Source organism: Phenylobacterium sp. GW823-FHT02A09, from assembly GCF_058797775.1.
In genome coordinates, this window is sequence record NZ_JBXAJZ010000001.1 from 1085393 (window position 1) to 1102013 (window position 16621).

Sequence of the window (16621 nt, forward strand, 5' to 3'; positions counted from 1 at the left end):
ACATGCGCCCGGGGGGACGGCCTACCCGATCACGTCGCGGTAGAGCCGGCGGACGTTGTTACCCATCAGCTTGTCGATCTGCGCCTGGCTGTAGCGGCGCTTGCGCAGTTCATCGCGCACCACGTCCATGCGGTGCGGGCCGTTCATGCCGTCGAGGTACAGCGGCCAGTCGTCGGCCGAGATCTGCGAGCCTTCCTCGTGCAGCAGGATGCGCAGTTCCTCGGCGGTGTCGGGGATCACGCGATGATCGCGGTCGCTGCCGATGCAGACCTGGTCGATCCCCGCCACCTTCACCGCATGGTCGATGTGGTCGAAGTATGCGTGGCGGTTGTTCGTCTTCTCGCGGGTCAGGAAGGTGCGGATCTGGGTGATCCCGACCAGGCCGCCCTTGTCGGCGAGCGCGCGGAGGTTGGCGTCGGTGGTGTTGCGGCGATGATCCCACAGCGCCTTGCAAGCGGTGTGAGAGACGATCAGCGGACGCTTCGAGGTTTCGATGGCGCCGGCCATCGTCTTCATGCCCGCGTGGGAGAGATCGACGAGCACGCGCTCGGCCTCCAGCCGCGCGACCATCTCGCGCCCAAACGGGGTGATGCCCGGATCGCCGTCGACGAAGCAGCCGGCGCCGGACCGGTTGAGGTCGTTGTAGGTCAGCTGGATCGAGGTGACGCCGCGGGCGCGCAGCACGGCGATCTGGCCGGGATCGGCCTCGACCGGCGTCGAGTTCTGCAGATTGTAGAAGACCGCGATCTTGCGCTCGGCGGCGGCGCGGTCGACATCGGCGGCTCTAATCGTGCGGATGAACTGCGCCGGCAGGCCGTCGTAGTAGCGGTCGTAGAGGTCGATGTCGGCGTTGGTCTGGGCCAGCGACTTGTCGGCCTCGACCTTGGGATCGGTGATGGTCACCGCGATGGCGCGGGTGCCGCTGGCCAGGATCTGCTCGACCAGCTCCGGCGTATAGACGGTGCGCATCTCGCCGAGGGCGTCGAAGACCACGGCCGGTTCGGCGGCGGCGAAGGCGCGCGGCGCGGAGGCAAGCGCCGCGCCCGCCAGCGCAGCCTGCAGCAGTCCCCGTCGCGTCGCCATGGAGCCCCTCCCCCTGCTGGACGCGCACTGCGTCCCGTCGAAGGCGGCGCCGACGGCAATCTGTAAGCTGAACGCCCCGCCCTTCTTTACATATTAGAAGGACGACTTTCGCTTTTGGCAAGCTTGTTATGCAGAAATGTAAAGATTGGCAGGGAACGAACTGCCAATCTGGAAGCTACCGCCCGGCAGGCTCGACCAAATTGGCGGGCAGGAAGGGCAGATCCTTCTGCGAAAAGTTCTCGGACAGCACCATGTAGGTCTGGGTGCGAACCACCCCGTCGATCAGTTCGATGCCGTGGAGAATCGCTTCGAGGTCTTCGTACTGGCCGGCCTCCAGCTCGACGATGACGTCGAACTCGCCGGTGATGGTGCAGACGTAGCGCACCGTCGGGAACTTCATGATGACGTCGAGAATCTCGTTGGATTTCCGAGGCTCACGGTTCAGCAGCACGTAGGCGCGGATCGGCGCGTTGGCGAAGGTCGGCTTCAGCTCGACGGTGTAGCGGCTGATCGCCACCTCCTCGAGCTTCTTCATCATGTTCTGCAGAGTGGGCCGACTCACCCCCAGCTCCTTGGCTAGGTCGGTCACGCTCTTGCGCGCATCTTCGCGGAGAAGCTGCAGCAGCTCCTGTTCGCGCTTGGAGAGAGTCGTCATCAAGTAGCCGGTTCCTGCTGTGCCTCATGCGCGGCGTCCGCGCGTGAGTCCTTTCTAGTCCGCTATTTCCATGACGGAAAAGCGCGATCCATCGCACGTGACGATTTGATCAAATAATTTGCAATTTGCAAAGCCATGCGCCGCATGTAGAAGCAATCTGACAAGAAGAGGCGCGGTTCGCGCCACATCCCGGATCATCGAGTTCATGTCCAACGGCGCGTCGCAAGCCCTTTACGCCCCTCTCCCCGCCAATGTCGACATCGCCCGTCCGGCGGCCCGTGCGGCGTTTTTGCAGGCGTTCCTGGGCGAACAGCCCGGCGGCGACCTCGTCGTCTCCAGCCCGGTGGACGGGACGGTGCTGGCGCGGCTGAAGGTCGATTCGGCGGCCGAGATCGACGCCAAGATCGCCCGCTCGGCGCGTGCCTTCGAAGCCTGGCGCCAGGTCCCTGCCCCGCGCCGCGGCGAGCTGATCCGCCGCTTCGGCGAGACCCTGCGCGCGGCCAAGCGCGACCTCGCCCAGCTGGTGACGCTGGAGTGCGGCAAGGTGCTGAGCGAGAGCCTGGGCGAGGTCCAGGAGATGATCGACATCTGCGACTTCGCCGTCGGCCTGTCGCGTCAGCTCTACGGCCTGACCATCGCCTCCGAGCGCCCGAGCCACCGCATGGCCGAGACCTGGCATCCTGCCGGTCCGGTCGGGGTGATCAGCGCCTTCAACTTCCCGGTAGCGGTCTGGGCCTGGAACGCGGCCCTGGCCATCGTCTGCGGCGACAGCGTGGTCTGGAAGCCGTCGGAAAAGACCCCGCTGACGGCGCTGGCCTGCCAGAGCCTGTTCACCCTGGCGGCCAAGGACTTCCCCGAAGCGCCGGAAGGCCTGCTGGAGGTGGTGATCGGCGAGCGCGCCGCTGGTGAAGCGCTGGCCGACGATCGCCGCCTGGCGGTGATCAGCGCCACCGGCTCGACCCGCATGGGCCGCGAGCTGGCCCCGCGCGTGGCCGCCCGCTTCGGCAAGGCGATCCTGGAGCTGGGCGGCAACAACGCCGTCATCGTCGCGCCGAGCGCCAATCTCGACCTGGCGCTGCGCGCCGTCGTGTTCGGCGCCGCCGGCACCGCCGGCCAGCGCTGCACCACCACGCGGCGACTGTTCGTGCACGAAGCGGTGCGCGGCGAGTTCGTCGACCGGCTGAAGCGGGCCTATGGTTCGCTGCGCATCGGAGATCCCTTCGACGACGGCGTGCTGGTCGGGCCGCTGATCGACAAGGGCGCCTTCGACGGCATGCAGGCGGCGCTGGACGAGGCCCAGGCGCAGGGCGCGGCGGTCACCGGCGGCGACCGGGCGCTGGCCGATCTGCATCCCGAGGCCTTCTACGTGCAGCCGGCGATTGTCGAGCATGCGGCGGCCGACGCCAACGTGATGACCGAGACCTTCGCGCCGATCCTCTACGTCCTGCCCTACACGGACCTGGCCGATGCGATCGCGCGCAACAACGCCGTGCCGCAGGGGCTTTCGGCGTCGATCTTCACCAACGACCTGCGCGAGGCCGAACTGTTCACCTCGGCCCTGGGCAGCGACACCGGCATCGCCAACGTCAACCTCGGCACCTCTGGGGCGGAGATCGGCGGCGCGTTCGGCGGCGAGAAGGAGACCGGTGGCGGCCGCGAGTCCGGCTCGGACGCCTGGAAGGCCTACATGCGTCGCCAGACCCAGACGGTGAACTACGGCTCGGACCTGCCGCTGGCGCAGGGGGTCGAGTTCCCGATCTAGGGCGTTCCGTAGAAGCCCTTAAGGAGCACTCACGAATGTTCCGGCGGGCTTCATAGCGTCACCGTGGGCTCATCAAACAGGAGCCCACCCATGCCGTTAGACACTCTTTACCTGGCCATGGTCGTCGTCGCGTTCTCGGCCTTCGCGCTGACTCTCGGCGGCTTTTCGATCTGGAGCGCCGCGGGCGGCAAGAAGCGCTGAGCTTCAGCCTCTCTCGGCCAGCATGGCCATGCGGACCAGCTCCGACAGGCTGGCCGCCTTCATCTTGGTCATGACGTTGGCGCGATAGATCTCGACGGTGCGCGGGCTGATCCCCAGATCGAAGGCGATCACCTTGTTGGCGTGGCCCGCCACCAGTCCTCCCAGCACCTCGCGCTCGCGCCCCGACAGGGTGTCCATGCGCGCGGCGATCTCCGCCGCCTCGGCCGCGCCCTGGCGGTCCTTTTCGCCATCGCGCAACGCGGCGCCGATCGCAGCCAGCAGCACCTCGTCGTCGAACGGCTTTTCGATGAAGTCGGCGACGCCGGCCTTCATGGCCTCGACCGCCAGCGGCACGTCCGCGTGGCCGGTGATCATCACGATGGGCAGCCGGAACCCCTGCCCCTTCAGCCGCCGCACCAGCTCGATGCCGGTCATCTCGGGCATCCGCACGTCGGTGACGACGCAGCCGCTCGTGACCTCGGGCAGCGCTTCCAGGAACGCCACAGCCGAATCGTAGGTGCGCGGCGTCAGGTTCGCGGCCTCCAGCAGGAAGGCCAGGGAATCGCGAACCGCCGGATCGTCGTCGATCACATGCACCAGCTCGTCAGCCATCGAGTTCCTCGTCCGCAACGCTGCGCAGCGTGAAATGGAAGGTGGCGCCGCCGCCGGGCGTGGTCTCCACCCAGATTCGGCCCCCGTGCGCCTCGATGATCGTACGCGAGATCGAGAGCCCGACCCCCATGCCATGCCGCTTGGTGGTGATGAAAGGCTGGAAGAGCTGCTCGGCCACTTCGGGACTGATGCCGGGGCCGGTGTCGGACACCGTCACCTGAGCCAGATCGTCCAGCGCCGGCCGGGTGATGATCTGCAGCTCGCGCCGCGGCGACTCGTCCATCGCGTCGATGGCGTTGCGGATCAGGTTGAGGATCACCTGCTGAACCTGGACCTTGTCGGCGAGCACGTGCTTGACCGACGGGTCGAGGTCGAACGCCACCCGCACGCCGTGTTCCTTCGCGCCGACCAGCGCCAGGGCGCCGGCCTCCTCGATCAGCTTGGGCAGGCTCTCGACCCGCCGCTCGGTTTCGCCGCGGGCCACGAAGTCGCGCAGGCGGCGGATGATCTGGCCGGCGCGCAGGGTCTGTTCGTTCGCCTTGTCGAGCGCCTCGCTCAGCCGCTCGAGCGGGATCGGCTCATTGGCCAGCAGGCGCACGGAGCCGCGCAGATAGTTGGCGATCGCCGACAGCGGCTGGTTCAACTCGTGCGCCAGGGCCGAGGCCATCTCGCCGAGCGCGGTGAGCCGCGAGATGTGCACCAGCTCCGATTGCAGTTCCTTGAGCCGGGCCTCGGTGCGCTCGCGCTCGGTCAGGTCGCGGACGAAGCCGGTGAAGAAGCGGCCGTCGGCGGTGCGCATCTCGCCGACCGACAGCTCCATCGGGAAGGTCGAGCCGTCCTTGCGCAGACCGACGACGACGCGGCCGAGGCCGATGATCCGGCGCTCGTGGGTCTTGTAGTAGCGCTCCAGATAGCCGTCGTGCGCCTCCTTGTGCGGCGCGGGCATGAGCAGGTTGACGTTGCGCCCCAGGGCCTCGGACGCCGTCCAGCCGAACATGTGCTCGGCGGCGCTGGAGAACGACTGCATGACCCCTTCTTCGTCGATCAGGATCATGGCGTCGGGGACGGTGTCGAGGATCGAGCTGAGGTGCGCCTCGCGCGCCGCCAGGTCGCGGTTGACCGCGGCCGCCTCTCGCCGCGAACGCTGGAAGGACTCGCCGCCGACGACGATGGCCGCCGCGACGCCGGCGAAGACGATGGCGCTGACGATGTCGGCGTCGCTGATCGGTCCATGCCGCTGGGCCAGGAACAGGCCGCACCAGACGCCGAGCATGGCCGCCAGCGCGCCGGGCGCGAGGCCCGAATGGGCCGAGGCCAGCACCACGGCCGGCACGAACACCAGGAAGGCGACGCGGTCGCCGACGACCGGGGCCAGCAGCACATGGGCGGCGACGCCGGCCAGGGTGGCGAGGATCGCCACCGCCGCGCCGATCCAGACGTTGGACGAGCCGTTCTGCAGGATCTGGCCTTCCCTGTTGCGCCGCCTGTCCGATACCGCACCGACGGGCGCGGCGAAGCTAGGGGATACCCCTTAAGAGGAAGACACGGATTCTGTCCAAGGCGATGTACGCGTACCTGTCGGCCATCATCGGAGCAGGAGCCCGAACATGACCGCCCCCCTCGTCGACACCAGCGTCCACCACAAGCCGCAGGGCGTCTCGGACAGCGTCGCCTTCGGCTTCGTGAAGCTGCTGCGCTTCTGCGCCGACACCTTCTTCGCCAAACGCTACGGCCACCGCGCCGTGGTGCTGGAGACGGTCGCCGCCGTGCCGGGCATGGTCGGCGCCACCCTCACCCACCTGAAGTGCCTGCGCCGCATGTGCGACGACAAGGGGTGGATCAAGACCCTGATGGACGAGGCCGAGAACGAGCGCATGCACCTGATGACCTTCATCGAGGTCAGCAAGCCGACCCTGTTCGAGCGCTTCGTCGTCGTGGCGGTGCAGTGGGTGTTCTACCTGTTCTTCTTCGGCCTCTATCTCGTCTCCGCCAAGACCGCCCACCGCGTGGTCGGTTACTTCGAGGAAGAGGCGGTGATCAGCTACACGCACTACCTCGCCGAGATCGACGAAGGCCGCAGCCCGAACGTGCCGGCCCCGGAGATCGCCAAGCGCTACTGGGGGCTGCCCGACACCGCGACCCTGCGCGACGTGGTGCTGGTGGTCCGGGCCGACGAAGCCCACCATCGCGACGTCAACCACGGCTTCGCCAACGAGATGGTCGGCCTGCCGCAGGCCCCGGTCGCGCCGTGCCCGCCGCACGCCCAGCTCGAGCCGACCTGGAAGGCCGCGGCCTGACCATGGGAAGCGCCGTGCGCCCTGCCCCGCTCCTCCTGGTGGACGACGATCCGGCCGTGCGCACGGCGCTGAAGTTCGCCCTGGAGATCGACGGTTACGAGGTCGAGACCTTCGCCGACGCCGAGAGCCTCGCGGCCCGCCCGCGGCTCCCGGCGGAGGGCTGCCTGGTGGTCGATCTGCAGCTGCCGGGGATGGACGGACTGGAACTGGTCGAGGTGCTGCGCCGGCGCGCCGTGCGGCTGCCGGCGCTGCTGATCACCACCCATCCCACCGCGCAGGTGCGCAGCCGCGCCCGCGCCGCCGGCGTCGACATCGTCGAGAAGCCGCTGCTGGCCGAGGCCCTGGGCGAGGCGATCAACCGTGCGCTGACCGCCCCGCCGCCGGCCTAGAGGACGGTGCGGACCCTGAAGAGCTCGGGGAAGAACGAGCCTTCCAGCGCCTTGGCCAGATAGGCCGCCCCGGCGCTGCCGCCGGTGCCGCCCTTGAAGCCGATAATCCGTTCCACGGTCTTCAGGTGCGCAAAGCGCCACTGCTGGAAGCGGAATTCCAGGTCGACAAGTTTCTCGGCCAACTCATAGAGATCCCAGTACTTATCCGGATCGCGGTAGACCGCGATCCAGGCCGCCTCGACCGCAGGATCCGCCGCATGAGCCTCGCGCCAGTCGCGGTTCAGGACCGCTGCCGGAATGTCGAAGCCGCGGCGGGCGAGCAGCGCGATCGCCTCGTCGTAGAGGCTGGGCTCCGCGAGGGCCGCAGTCAGCGGGGCGTGGACCTCGGTCCCCTCGTGGACGCGCAGCATCGCGGCGTCCTTGGCCCCCATGACGAACTCCAGCATCCGGTACTGGAACGACTGGAAGCCCGAGCTCTGGCCCAGGTGCGGGCGCAGGGCGTGGTAGTCGCTGGGGGTCATGGTGCCGAGCACATCCCAGGACTGGATCAGCTGGCCCTGGATGCGGCTGACCCGGGCGATCATCTTGAAGGCCGGGCCCAGGTCGTCGGCGCGGATGTGCGCGCGGGCGCCCTGCAGCTCGTGCAGCGACAGCTTCAGCCACAGCTCGGAGGCCTGGTGGATGATGATGAACAGCAGTTCGTCGTGCTCGTCGGAGCGGGGCTTCTGCGAGGCCAGCAGCGTGTCGAGACCGAGATAGTCGCCGTAGCTCATCGCCGGCGGGGTGTGCAGCTTCTCGCTCATGTGACGGCCGAGACCTCGTGATAGCGGGCCTGCCGCCACTCGCCGCGGGCCATGATGTCGGAAAGGATGTCCGCCGCGTCCCAGACGTCGACATAGCGGACATAGAGCGGCGTGAAGCCGAAGCGCAGAACGTCGGGGGCGCGGAAGTCGCCGATCACGCCGCGTGCGATCAGGGCCTGCATGATCGCATAGCCGCTCTCGTGGGTCAGGGCGACCTGGCTGCCGCGGGAGGCGGCGTCGCGCGAACATCCCAGGCCAAATCCCTCGCAGCGTTCGAGAACCAGGTCGAGGAAGAGGTCGCCGAGGGCTGTCGACTTGGCGCGCACCTGGCCCATGTCGACGCCGTCGAAGGCCTCCAGCGAGGCCTCCAGCGCCGTCAGGCCGAGCACCGCCGGGGTGCCGCAGAGCCCACGCAGCACGCCGGGCGCCGGGGCGTAGACGTCGCCGAACGCGAACGGCGCGGCATGGCCCATCCAGCCGGTGAGCGGCGTCTGAAAATTCTCCTGCAAGTGCTTGGCGATAAACAGGAAGGCCGGCGCGCCCGGCCCGCCGTTCAGGTACTTGTAGCCGCAGCCGACCGCCAGGTCCGCACCGCAGCCATTGAGGTCCACGGCCAGGGCGCCGGCCGAATGGCTGAGGTCCCAGAGGGCCAAGGCGCCGACGGCATGGGCGCGGGCGGTCAGGGCGGCCATGTCATGGATCGCGCCGGTCTTGTAGTGGACGTGGGTCAGCAGCAGCAGCGCCACGTCCTCGTCCAGCGCCGCCTCAAGGGCGCTACGCTCGACCACCCGCAGCTCGACGTCGCCCAGCAGGTCGCGCAGGCCCTGGAGAATGTAGAGGTCGGTCGGGAAGTTGCCCGGCTCGGTGACGATCACCTTGCGGCCCGGCCGCGCCTTCAGCGCCCCGGCGGCCAGCTTGAAGAGGTTCACCGAGGTGGAATCTGCGGCGATCACTTCGCCCGCCCCCGCCCCGATCAGCCGGGCGATCCGGTCGCCGACGCGGGACGGGAGATTGATCCAGTCGGCAGTGTTCCAGCTCTTGATCAGGTCGCGGCCCCATTCGTTCTGCACCGCCGCCTCCAGGCGGGGCCGAACATTGCGGGGAAGCGCGCCCAGCGAATTGCCGTCGAGGTAGATCACCCCGGCCGGCAGGTCGAACAACTCGCGCCGCGCCGCGAGCGGATCGCGGGCGTCGAGGTCCAGACAGTCATTGCGGCTCAACATGACGCCGCTCTATCCGCGAAAGCCCCCGTCGGCTAGGGCGGGTTTCGGCGCTCAGCCGGGCTCCGGCGCATAGCTCGGCTGGTCGATGGCGATCTGCTCGGTGATGTTCGCCCGCAGCGCCGACAGCAGGCCCGGCGTCGCGGCGTCCATCTCGCCGGCGCGCAGGCGGCCGCAGAGGTCGGCGTTGAGCTCAGCCAGCGATCCGTCCCGGCCCAGCAGCGCCGACAGCCGCTCGATCGCGGCGGCCTCGGCCGCGGGGCCGCCCTGCAATTCACGCTTCACGACGCTGAGCGCGTTGGCCGCGACGCGGGCCAGGAAGGCGTCGCGCGGGGCGAGCTGGGGGCGGACGCTGTCGATCCAGCGGGCGACGGCCTCAACCAGTTCCTCGGCTTTCGGATGCTCGATCACAGCCCGTTCTCCAGCAAGGTCACCAGGTCGATTTCGGTTTCGGACACGCGCCGGCCGATCATCGGCCGCTCGACGGAGCTCTCCGCGCCGTTGGCGTAGCTGGCGTACATCATCAGGCACATGACGCCCCACTTCAGCGAGCCCAGCGCCTGCCAGTAGAGCACCCGCGAAAGCGGGATCTCCTGGCCGCCGCCCGCGACGTAGCCGGCCAGCAGGTCCTCGTAGCGGCCGAACCCGCCGACCGGCAGGTCGGCGCGGCCGAAGCGCCAGGAGTTGACGCAGATCCAGCCCAGGTCCTCGGCCGGGTCGCCGCAGTGCGACAGCTCCCAATCGAGCACGGCGCTGACGCCGAGCTCCGGATCGATCATCAGATTGCCGTTGCGGAAGTCGCCGTGCAGCAGCACGGCTTCGCGCGGCGGCGGAGCGATCTTCTTCAGATGCTGGAAGGCGAGTTCGAGGATCGGCCGCTCGGCTCCCGACTTGCGGTAGACCTCTTCGTAGCGGGCCAGTTCCTCCAGGGCGTCGACGGTCTTCAGACCGGGCGGCGGCGGCGCGGCGTGGATCTGGGCGAGGATTTCGCCGCACTGGCGGGCGAGCCTGGGGCGAACGGCCTCGAAGCGCGGATCGGACACGATCTTGCGGCCGAGGGTCTCGCCGGCCACGCGGCGGGTGATGTGCGCCTCGCCGAGGCCGTCGGCCGGCCGCGCCAGGTGCACGAGCTGCGCCACCGGCGCGCCCGCGGCGTGCGCCGCGGTGATCAGCGCCGCCTCGGTGGCGAGCGAGACCGAACGGCCCTCCTCCGGCGCCATCGGCGCGGTGCGGCGGCGCAGGACCAGTTCGTCACGGCCGTCGCGGCCGACCAGCACGAAGGCCCAGGTCTCCATGCTGGCGCCGCCGGAGAGGCGTTGCAGGCCCTCGACGCTCGCCCCCTCGCCGGCCAGTTCCGGCGCCAGCCGTTGCAGCCCTTCCAGCACCTGATCCGACATCCGCCGCGCAGCCTCCCTTGGCTTTTGCGCGATCAGGGCGGGGTTTTGCGCGGCTGTAAACGGCTCTCCCCGCGTCAACCGCCGCTGAAAGTCCAGTTCACCCCGCCGGCCGCCGAGAGATTGAGGCCGCCGCCCGTGAGCCGATAGGCGTAGCTCTCGCTGGCCGCGGCCTTGGGGCCGCGCGAGGACTTGGCCGGGTCGCAGCTGTCGCGCGAACTCTGGACGCCGCCGGTGACGTCGAACACCAGGCGGTCGCCCTCGACCCGCACGCGGCCGCTTTTCTCCTCGCGGATCAGCAGCTTGCAGCCGGCGCCTTGCGTGGACGCGGGACGGCTCTTGTCGATCGTCCAGGTAAAGGCGCCGTCCGGGCGGATGACCAGCGACATGGCCCGCTGGGTGCGCATCGGCACGAACTCGCTCTGCAAGGTCGTGGTCGTCGAGGCCCCGCCGTAGCCGCTCGTGCCCAGGACCATGCCGGTCGCCGACATGCTGGGCGAAATCTTCAGCTTGGGCACCAGGGTCAGCTCCTGGCCGTCGGACGTCTGGGACCAGGAGCCGGCCGGAACGCCGGCGAGGGCCGGCCCGGCCAGCGAGAGCGACGACAGCGCGCCGAGCAGGAGAAGACGCATGCGGACCTCCGAAAGTGGAACTCCGCCCGCCTAGCCGCCCAACCGCGGCCGTTCGAGGCGCGCGCGACGGATCGCGCCGAGGCGGCGACGGATCGACCGAAACGCCCTGACCCGGCGGAAGCGCAGACCTGGGTTAGGCTGCTTCGCAAAACAGGGAGAGACGCGATGGACTTCAGCCTGCCGCCCGAACTGGTCGCCTATCTGGACGAGCTCGACGCCTTCATCGAGGCCAAGATCAAGCCGCTGGAGAACCAGGACGACAACATCCGCTACTTCGACCATCGCCGGGAGTACGAGCGCACCGACTGGGACGCCGGCGGCCTGCCGAAGAAGGAGTGGGAAGAGCTGCTGGGCAAGGCTCGCAAGCTGGCCGACGAGGCCGGGCACCTGCGCTACGCCTGGCCCAAGGAGATGGGCGGCAAGGCCGGCAGCAACCTCGACATGGCGGTGATCCGCGAGCACCTGGCGGCCAAGGGCCTGGGGCTGCACAACGACCTGCAGAACGAGCACTCGATCGTCGGCAACAACCCTTTCATCCTGATGTTCAAGGAGTTCGCGACGAACGCTCAATACGAGCGCGACGGCGACAAGCTGCTGAACGGCGGGATGCGGACCGGCTTTGGCCTGACCGAACCCAACCATGGCTCCGACGCCACCTTCATGGAGACCACCGCCGTTCGCCAGGACAAGGACGGCCAGCCCGGCTGGCTGATCCGGGGCGAAAAAATGTGGACCACGGGGATGCACGTGGCCACGCACGTCATGGTCTTCGCGCGGACATCCGGCCAGGACGGCGACGCCACCGGCATCACCTGCTTCATCGTGCCGGCCGACGCGCCCGGCGTGAAGGTCGAGGAATATCTCTGGACCTTCAACATGCCGACCGACCACCCGCGGGTGAGCTTCACCGACGTCTGGGTGCCCGAGGACAGCTACTGGGGACAGGTCGACCGCGGCCTCGGGCTTGGACAGTCGTTCGTGCACCAGAACCGCATCCGGCAGGCGGCCTCGTCGCTGGGCGCGGCGGTCTACTGCATCGAGGAGAGCGTCAAGTACGCCCGCGCCCGCAAGCCGTTCGGCAAGGCGCTGGCCGAGAACCAGGCCATCCAGTGGCCGCTGGTCGAGCTGGCCACCCAGGCCGAGATGCTGCGCCTGCTGATCCGCAAGACCGCCTGGGACATGGACCGCATGCCGCACAAGGAGATCGAGAAGCAGATCTCCGACAAGGTCTCGATGTGCAACTACTGGGCTAACCGGCTGGTCTGCGAAGCCGCCGACCGGGCCATGCAGGTGCACGGCGGCATCGGCTATTCGCGCCACAAGCCGTTCGAGCACATCTATCGCCATCACCGCCGCTATCGGATCACCGAGGGCGCCGAGGAGATCCAGATGCGCAAGGTCGCCGCCTTCCTGTTCGGCTACCTCGGCCCCAAGCGGGCGCAGTTCAAGGACGCGGCCGAATAGTTCAGGTCTTGAGCTTGGCGAACATCGCCTTGTGGTCCGCGAGGATGCGCCCGGTGAGTTCGCCGTCCGGCTCGGTCGACCAGTTCCCGCGGTCGAACGAGCCGCCAAGGATGATCCCGTCGCGCCGTGGGAACATGTAGGCGCGGCCCGACATCAGATTGTAGGTCACCTCCGGCTGGGGCAGCAGCACGACCAGCTGCCCACGGGCCGGAGTGATCTCCTGGTCGCCGAACAGCTGGCCCGCCCCCAGGCCGGTACAGTTGAAGACCACCGGCTCTGGCAAGGCCTGGACGTCGGACGGCGTCTTCAGGTCGCGCACGACGATCTTGCCCCCGGCGGTCAGTACGTCCTCCATCATCGCCTGCAGATAGATCGGCGGCTCGATCATCATGCCGTCCCAGTACTGCAGGCTGTAGGCGCCGAACGGGTGCTGGCCGGCGGGCGCGCGCTTCAGCTCAGGGGCCACCTCGGCCAGACGGGCGAACAGATCCGTGGATCCGAAGCGATCCTCGTCGACCACGTAGTTGCGGGTCCAATGGACGCCGTACTCCGGCCCCGAGAGCTGTTGGAAGTGCTGGTAGGAGAGCTTGGACGCGACCACCAGCTGGTCGAGGAAGGCCGGGGCGACGACTTTCGAGTCGTAGACCGAGGCGGGCCACCACTGGCCGCCGGCGATGTTGGACGTGGTCTGCGGCGGCAACTCGCGGGCATAGATCGTCACCCGGCCGCCGCGGCGCTGGATCATCCGCGCCGTCGCCAGCCCCACGGCCCCGCAGCCGAGCACGGCGTAGTCCCGCTCCGGCCCCGCGAAGCCGAGATCCACCGCCATGTGCGCGGTCCCCCAGGACAGGGTGATCCCGCCGCCGCCGTGGCCGTAGTTGTGCACCAGGGTCTTGCCGCCGAACGGCTCGGCGCGGACCACGAAGCCGCCGGGCCGGAACGGGCGCAGGCCGGCGATCACCCGTATGACCCGGTCCTCCGACACGTGCACCGGCGCCAGCCGCAGCGGTCCCGAAGGCTGCAACGGATCGGAGAAGCCGCTCGTCGCGGTGGTCGCGCAACCGGCCAGCGCGCCGGCGCCCAGCATCAGCCCGAAGTTCGCCGTGTGTGCATGAGCCCTCCCCTGACGCCGGAAGGCTGCACCGGCGGGGCGCGACCTCCAACTTCGAGCTGAAGCTTCGCGACGGGCGATTGTGAGGCGCCTCAGGCGTAGGCAGGCGCGCCGTAGAGACGGTCGAACAGCGCCGGCAGGCTGTCGGGAAGACCCAGCAGCGGCCCGGAGGACAGCAGCAGAACGACCTCGTCGCCGCGCAGATGCGACAGCGCTTGCGTGGCGGCCTGGGCGTCGGCGACGCCTTCGACCGCGATTCCCGTCGCCTGGGCGCGGGCGAGGATCTCTTCGAAGGTCGACTGGTGGTGGCTGCCTGCCCCGTGCACCGGCGGGGGGCAGATCAGCACCCGCGAGGCTCCGGTGAACACGGTGTCGTACCACGGCAACGCGTCACGGCTGCGCCAGCTGAAGGTGTGCGGCTCGAACACCACGACGAGCGGCCGGTCCGGATAGTGCAGCCGCATGGCGTCGATCGCCGAATGCGCCTTTTCGTAGGAGCTGCCGAAGCCCTCGATCACCGGAATCCGCGACGTGGTGGTCAGACGGTCCAGGCGGCGGCGGATGCCGGCGAAGCTGGCCACGCCCTGCGCCAGCGCCGCCTCGGCGACCAGGCCGCGTTCCAGCAGATAGGCGGCGACGCCGACCACGTTCTCGACGTTGTGCGCGCCGAGCAGCTGGGTGGTGAGCGCGATTGCCCGGCCGCCTGGGCCGATCAGGTCGAAGGCGGTGGTTTCGCCGAACACGACATTGGCCGCGTACCAGCCGTCGCAGGGCTTGGTGTCGTACCAGACCACGCGCGCGGCGGTCTCGCCGGCCACGGCCCGCGTCGCCGGGTGCTCGCGCAGCACGGCCAGGCCATCGGCGGGCAGCCTGCGCAGCAGGATGCGGAACGGCGCCTCGTATTCCTCGAAGGTCGGAAAGACGTTGACGTGGTCGTGGACCAGCGAAGTCAGCAGCAGGTGGTCCGGATGGTAGAGTTCGAACTTGGAGCGCGGATCGGCCGAGGAGACGATGTACTCGTCGCCCTCCAGCACCACCTCGCCCCTCCCCCATTGGCCGGTGGCGGGCAGCGACGGCGAAATCGCGCCGACCATCCAACCGGGGCTGGTCCCCGCCTGCTGCAGCACATGGGCCATCAGGGCCGTGCAGGTGGACTTGCCGAACGAACCGGCCACGACCGTGACGGCGCGATCGCGAGTCGCCTCGCCGAGCATTTCGGCGAAGGTGGTGACCCGCACGCCGCGCGCGCGGGCGGCGATGACCTCGGGATTGTTCTCAGCGCCGAGCTTGGCGCTGGTCCCGAGAACCAACACGTCAAGACCGTCAGGCAGGTTGGCCGCGTCGAATCGGCGATGGAACGGAAAGCCCAGGCCCTCGACATAGGTCGACATCGGGGGAAAGACGTCTTCGTCCGATCCGGAGATCTCGTGGCCCGCGTCGCGCATCATCAGGGCCACGGCGCTCATGCCCGCCCCAGCTATGCCGGTGAAATGGATACGCATTTCCGCCCTACGTCTTGCGATTTCGCCCCTGGTAGCGGCGAGCGCTCAGCCCGTCGAGAGGTCTCGGCGTCGCGCCCGTCCATTGGCGGCCAGGAGCGTTAATCGCCACTTAACCATCGGAGCGGGACCATGGCGGCGTCTTCCTTGAAGACACCCCACCATCACCGAACTTCGATTCAAGCCCGGCTCCGGCCGGGCTCTTTTTTTGCTCTGTGGACAAAGTCGATTTGAGCGCTTGCACACCCGGCTCGTGCTGGGTATATCGCCGCCTCCAACGTGATCCCCGATAGCTCAGTTGGTAGAGCAGTCGGCTGTTAACCGACTTGTCGCAGGTTCGAGTCCTGCTCGGGGAGCCACTTGGATTTCGGGCGCAAAGCCGCCCACCTCCTTTTCCTACAATCGAGACAAACCACCGGCGGTTGAGCCATGTGGACGATCCACACCCTAAGTGGCATGAGCGCCTATGCGCCCCGATCTCCTGCTGACCCTGAACGCCTTGCGCGGCCTCGCGGCCATCTGCGTCGTGCTCTACCATCGAGCCGAGTGGTTCGGCCCGAACTTCGCTTTTCCGCACGCCTACCTCGCGGTGGACTTCTTCTTCATCCTGAGCGGCTTCGTGGTGGCGCGGGCCTATGGAAAGAAGCTCGGCGATGCGATGAGCGTGCCGGACTTCGCCGTCATCAGGCTTCAGCGTCTGTACCCGCTGATCTTCGCCAGCGTTTGCCTGGCGGTCATCGTGGCGATCGCGAAGGCGGCGACCACCGGCGCCGATCTGCCGCCAAACTTCGCAGCATCCGTCGTCGCGGGCCTGCTTGTGGTTCCGGTCGTCTGGGACACCCAGAGCTGGCCGCTGAACTCCCCCATGTGGACGCTGTTCCTTGAGCTGTGCGCCAACCTAGCCTTCGCTCTCATGGCGCCGCGCCTGCGCGGATGGCGACTCGCGGCGCTTGTGGCGGCGCTGGGCGCGATCTTCCTCGCCTTCCAGGGAGCTATCTACGAAGGCGCTCCGGACACCCGCGACGCGATCGTCTGGGGCTTCCCGCGCGTCGCGTTCTTCTTCTTCCTCGGCGCGCTGCTGGAGAGGGTCCACGCCCCGTGGCTGCGGATCGGTCCGATGCTGGGATCGGCGTTGATGCTGGCGTCGTTCGCCATTCCGAAGGACGCGGAGATCGCCCGCCTGATCGCTGTAATGGTGCTGTATCCCGCGCTCGTGCTGGGCGGCGCCAACCGCGAACCCGCCACCAAACTCGGCGCCCTGTGGGCGGACATTTCCGGCCGCATCTCCTACCCGCTGTACATCCTGCACATTCCGCTCCTGGGCCTGCTGGCGGGCGCCAGCCTGGCCGTGGGTCAATCGCAGCAGCCCGCGTCCATCCCCGAAGCGGTTGTTCGCGTCGCGCTGGTCGCGGCCGCCTCGTGGGCGGCGCTCAAGCTCTTCGACGAGCCGTTGCAGGCGTACTTCAAGCGGCGGCGCTTGATCGCCCGGCAGGCCTAGG

16 protein-coding genes and 1 tRNA gene are annotated in these 16621 nt (G+C 68.6%); 6 read left to right on the forward strand and 11 right to left on the reverse strand.

Annotation, left to right across the window (positions count from 1 at the left end; all coding sequences use genetic code 11):
- Positions 1-21: 21 nt before the first annotated feature.
- Together AC1Q87_RS05385 and AC1Q87_RS05390 are read right to left on the reverse strand one after the other, a co-directional pair.
- Positions 22-1083, reverse strand: a complete 1062-nt coding sequence (locus AC1Q87_RS05385) for a dipeptidase (RefSeq protein ID WP_492607940.1) — start codon at positions 1081-1083, stop codon at positions 22-24.
- Between the two features lie 175 nt (positions 1084-1258).
- The gene (locus AC1Q87_RS05390) at positions 1259-1738 is read right to left on the reverse strand and encodes an Lrp/AsnC family transcriptional regulator (protein ID WP_436061736.1); all 480 of its coding nucleotides are present in this window, start codon (positions 1736-1738) and stop codon (positions 1259-1261) included.
- Positions 1739-1943: 205 nt separating this feature from the next.
- Here AC1Q87_RS05390 and amaB point away from each other — a divergent pair, with 205 nt between their 5' ends.
- Positions 1944-3500, forward strand: coding sequence for an L-piperidine-6-carboxylate dehydrogenase (amaB, locus tag AC1Q87_RS05395; RefSeq protein ID WP_492607941.1), 1557 nt, complete (start codon positions 1944-1946; stop codon positions 3498-3500).
- A 204-nt stretch (positions 3501-3704) separates the two neighbouring features.
- On the opposite strand, the gene fixJ is transcribed toward amaB, so the two are convergent.
- Both fixJ and AC1Q87_RS05405 read right to left on the reverse strand, forming a co-directional pair.
- The gene (gene fixJ / locus AC1Q87_RS05400) at positions 3705-4313 is read right to left on the reverse strand and encodes a response regulator FixJ (RefSeq protein ID WP_492607942.1); all 609 of its coding nucleotides are present in this window, start codon (positions 4311-4313) and stop codon (positions 3705-3707) included.
- Positions 4306-5733, reverse strand: coding sequence for a PAS domain S-box protein (locus AC1Q87_RS05405; protein WP_492607943.1), 1428 nt, complete (start codon positions 5731-5733; stop codon positions 4306-4308). The genes fixJ and AC1Q87_RS05405 overlap by 8 nt, the downstream gene beginning before the upstream one ends.
- Before the next feature lie 187 nt (positions 5734-5920).
- On the opposite strand from AC1Q87_RS05405, the gene AC1Q87_RS05410 reads away from it, so the two are divergent.
- Both AC1Q87_RS05410 and AC1Q87_RS05415 read left to right on the forward strand, forming a co-directional pair.
- Positions 5921-6610 carry an alternative oxidase gene (locus tag AC1Q87_RS05410; protein WP_492607944.1) on the forward strand — a complete coding sequence of 230 codons (690 nt, stop codon included), beginning with the start codon at positions 5921-5923 and terminating at the stop codon, positions 6608-6610.
- 38 nt (positions 6611-6648) lie between these two features.
- Entirely contained in the window at positions 6649-6999 is a 351-nt protein-coding gene (locus AC1Q87_RS05415) for a response regulator transcription factor (protein ID WP_492607945.1), read from the forward strand.
- On the opposite strand, the gene kynA is transcribed toward AC1Q87_RS05415, so the two are convergent.
- The 5 genes from kynA to AC1Q87_RS05440 form a co-directional block, all read right to left on the reverse strand.
- On the reverse strand, positions 6996-7802 hold the full coding sequence (gene kynA, locus AC1Q87_RS05420) for a tryptophan 2,3-dioxygenase (RefSeq protein WP_492607946.1): 807 nt from the start codon (positions 7800-7802) through the stop codon (positions 6996-6998). The genes AC1Q87_RS05415 and kynA overlap by 4 nt on opposite strands.
- Positions 7799-9025, reverse strand: a complete 1227-nt coding sequence (kynU, locus tag AC1Q87_RS05425; RefSeq protein WP_492607947.1) for a kynureninase — start codon at positions 9023-9025, stop codon at positions 7799-7801. Before kynU ends, kynA begins: the two co-directional genes overlap by 4 nt.
- 51 nt (positions 9026-9076) lie before the next feature.
- Entirely contained in the window at positions 9077-9433 is a 357-nt protein-coding gene (locus AC1Q87_RS05430; RefSeq protein ID WP_492607948.1) for a DUF6285 domain-containing protein, read from the reverse strand.
- The gene (locus AC1Q87_RS05435) at positions 9430-10419 is read right to left on the reverse strand and encodes a phosphotransferase family protein (protein WP_492607949.1); all 990 of its coding nucleotides are present in this window, start codon (positions 10417-10419) and stop codon (positions 9430-9432) included. Before AC1Q87_RS05435 ends, AC1Q87_RS05430 begins: the two co-directional genes overlap by 4 nt.
- 74 nt (positions 10420-10493) lie before the next feature.
- Complete coding sequence (locus AC1Q87_RS05440; protein WP_492607950.1) at positions 10494-11048, reverse strand: hypothetical protein; 555 nt, start codon at positions 11046-11048, stop codon at positions 10494-10496.
- 165 nt (positions 11049-11213) lie between these two features.
- On the opposite strand from AC1Q87_RS05440, the gene AC1Q87_RS05445 reads away from it, so the two are divergent.
- Positions 11214-12512 (forward strand): acyl-CoA dehydrogenase family protein, encoded by a 1299-nt coding sequence (locus AC1Q87_RS05445; RefSeq protein WP_492607951.1) that lies wholly within the window; start codon positions 11214-11216, stop codon positions 12510-12512.
- Between the two features lies 1 nt (position 12513).
- Here the strand turns inward: AC1Q87_RS05445 and AC1Q87_RS05450 are convergent, their stop codons facing one another.
- Positions 12514-13599, reverse strand: coding sequence for an FAD-dependent oxidoreductase (locus AC1Q87_RS05450; RefSeq protein WP_492607952.1), 1086 nt, complete (start codon positions 13597-13599; stop codon positions 12514-12516).
- A 116-nt stretch (positions 13600-13715) separates the two neighbouring features.
- A complete protein-coding gene (locus AC1Q87_RS05455; protein ID WP_492607953.1) occupies positions 13716-15125 on the reverse strand; it encodes a Mur ligase domain-containing protein in 1410 nt (469 codons plus the stop codon).
- 280 nt (positions 15126-15405) lie between these two features.
- On the opposite strand from AC1Q87_RS05455, the gene AC1Q87_RS05460 reads away from it, so the two are divergent.
- Positions 15406-15481 (forward strand) — tRNA-Asn (locus AC1Q87_RS05460).
- A gap of 107 nt (positions 15482-15588) precedes the next feature.
- Positions 15589-16620 carry an acyltransferase family protein gene (locus AC1Q87_RS05465; protein ID WP_492607954.1) on the forward strand — a complete coding sequence of 344 codons (1032 nt, stop codon included), beginning with the start codon at positions 15589-15591 and terminating at the stop codon, positions 16618-16620.
- The last annotated feature ends 1 nt before the right edge of the window (position 16621 follow it).

Bases quoted from the DNA above. Each gene is read 5' to 3' on its own strand.
- AC1Q87_RS05385 (WP_492607940.1), bottom strand. From the start codon at position 1,083: ATGGCGACGCGACGGGGACTGCTGCAGGCTGCGCTGGCGGGCGCGGCG.
- AC1Q87_RS05390 (WP_436061736.1), bottom strand. From the start codon at position 1,738: ATGACGACTCTCTCCAAGCGCGAACAGGAGCTGCTGCAGCTTCTCCGC.
- amaB (WP_492607941.1), top strand. From the start codon at position 1,944: ATGTCCAACGGCGCGTCGCAAGCCCTTTACGCCCCTCTCCCCGCCAAT.
- fixJ (WP_492607942.1), bottom strand. From the start codon at position 4,313: ATGGCTGACGAGCTGGTGCATGTGATCGACGACGATCCGGCGGTTCGC.
- AC1Q87_RS05410 (WP_492607944.1), top strand. From the start codon at position 5,921: ATGACCGCCCCCCTCGTCGACACCAGCGTCCACCACAAGCCGCAGGGC.
- kynA (WP_492607946.1), bottom strand. From the start codon at position 7,802: ATGAGCGAGAAGCTGCACACCCCGCCGGCGATGAGCTACGGCGACTAT.
- kynU (WP_492607947.1), bottom strand. From the start codon at position 9,025: ATGTTGAGCCGCAATGACTGTCTGGACCTCGACGCCCGCGATCCGCTC.
- AC1Q87_RS05435 (WP_492607949.1), bottom strand. From the start codon at position 10,419: ATGTCGGATCAGGTGCTGGAAGGGCTGCAACGGCTGGCGCCGGAACTG.
- AC1Q87_RS05440 (WP_492607950.1), bottom strand. From the start codon at position 11,048: ATGCGTCTTCTCCTGCTCGGCGCGCTGTCGTCGCTCTCGCTGGCCGGG.
- AC1Q87_RS05445 (WP_492607951.1), top strand. From the start codon at position 11,214: ATGGACTTCAGCCTGCCGCCCGAACTGGTCGCCTATCTGGACGAGCTC.
- AC1Q87_RS05450 (WP_492607952.1), bottom strand. From the start codon at position 13,599: ATGCTGGGCGCCGGCGCGCTGGCCGGTTGCGCGACCACCGCGACGAGC.
- AC1Q87_RS05455 (WP_492607953.1), bottom strand. From the start codon at position 15,125: ATGCGTATCCATTTCACCGGCATAGCTGGGGCGGGCATGAGCGCCGTG.
- AC1Q87_RS05465 (WP_492607954.1), top strand. From the start codon at position 15,589: ATGCGCCCCGATCTCCTGCTGACCCTGAACGCCTTGCGCGGCCTCGCG.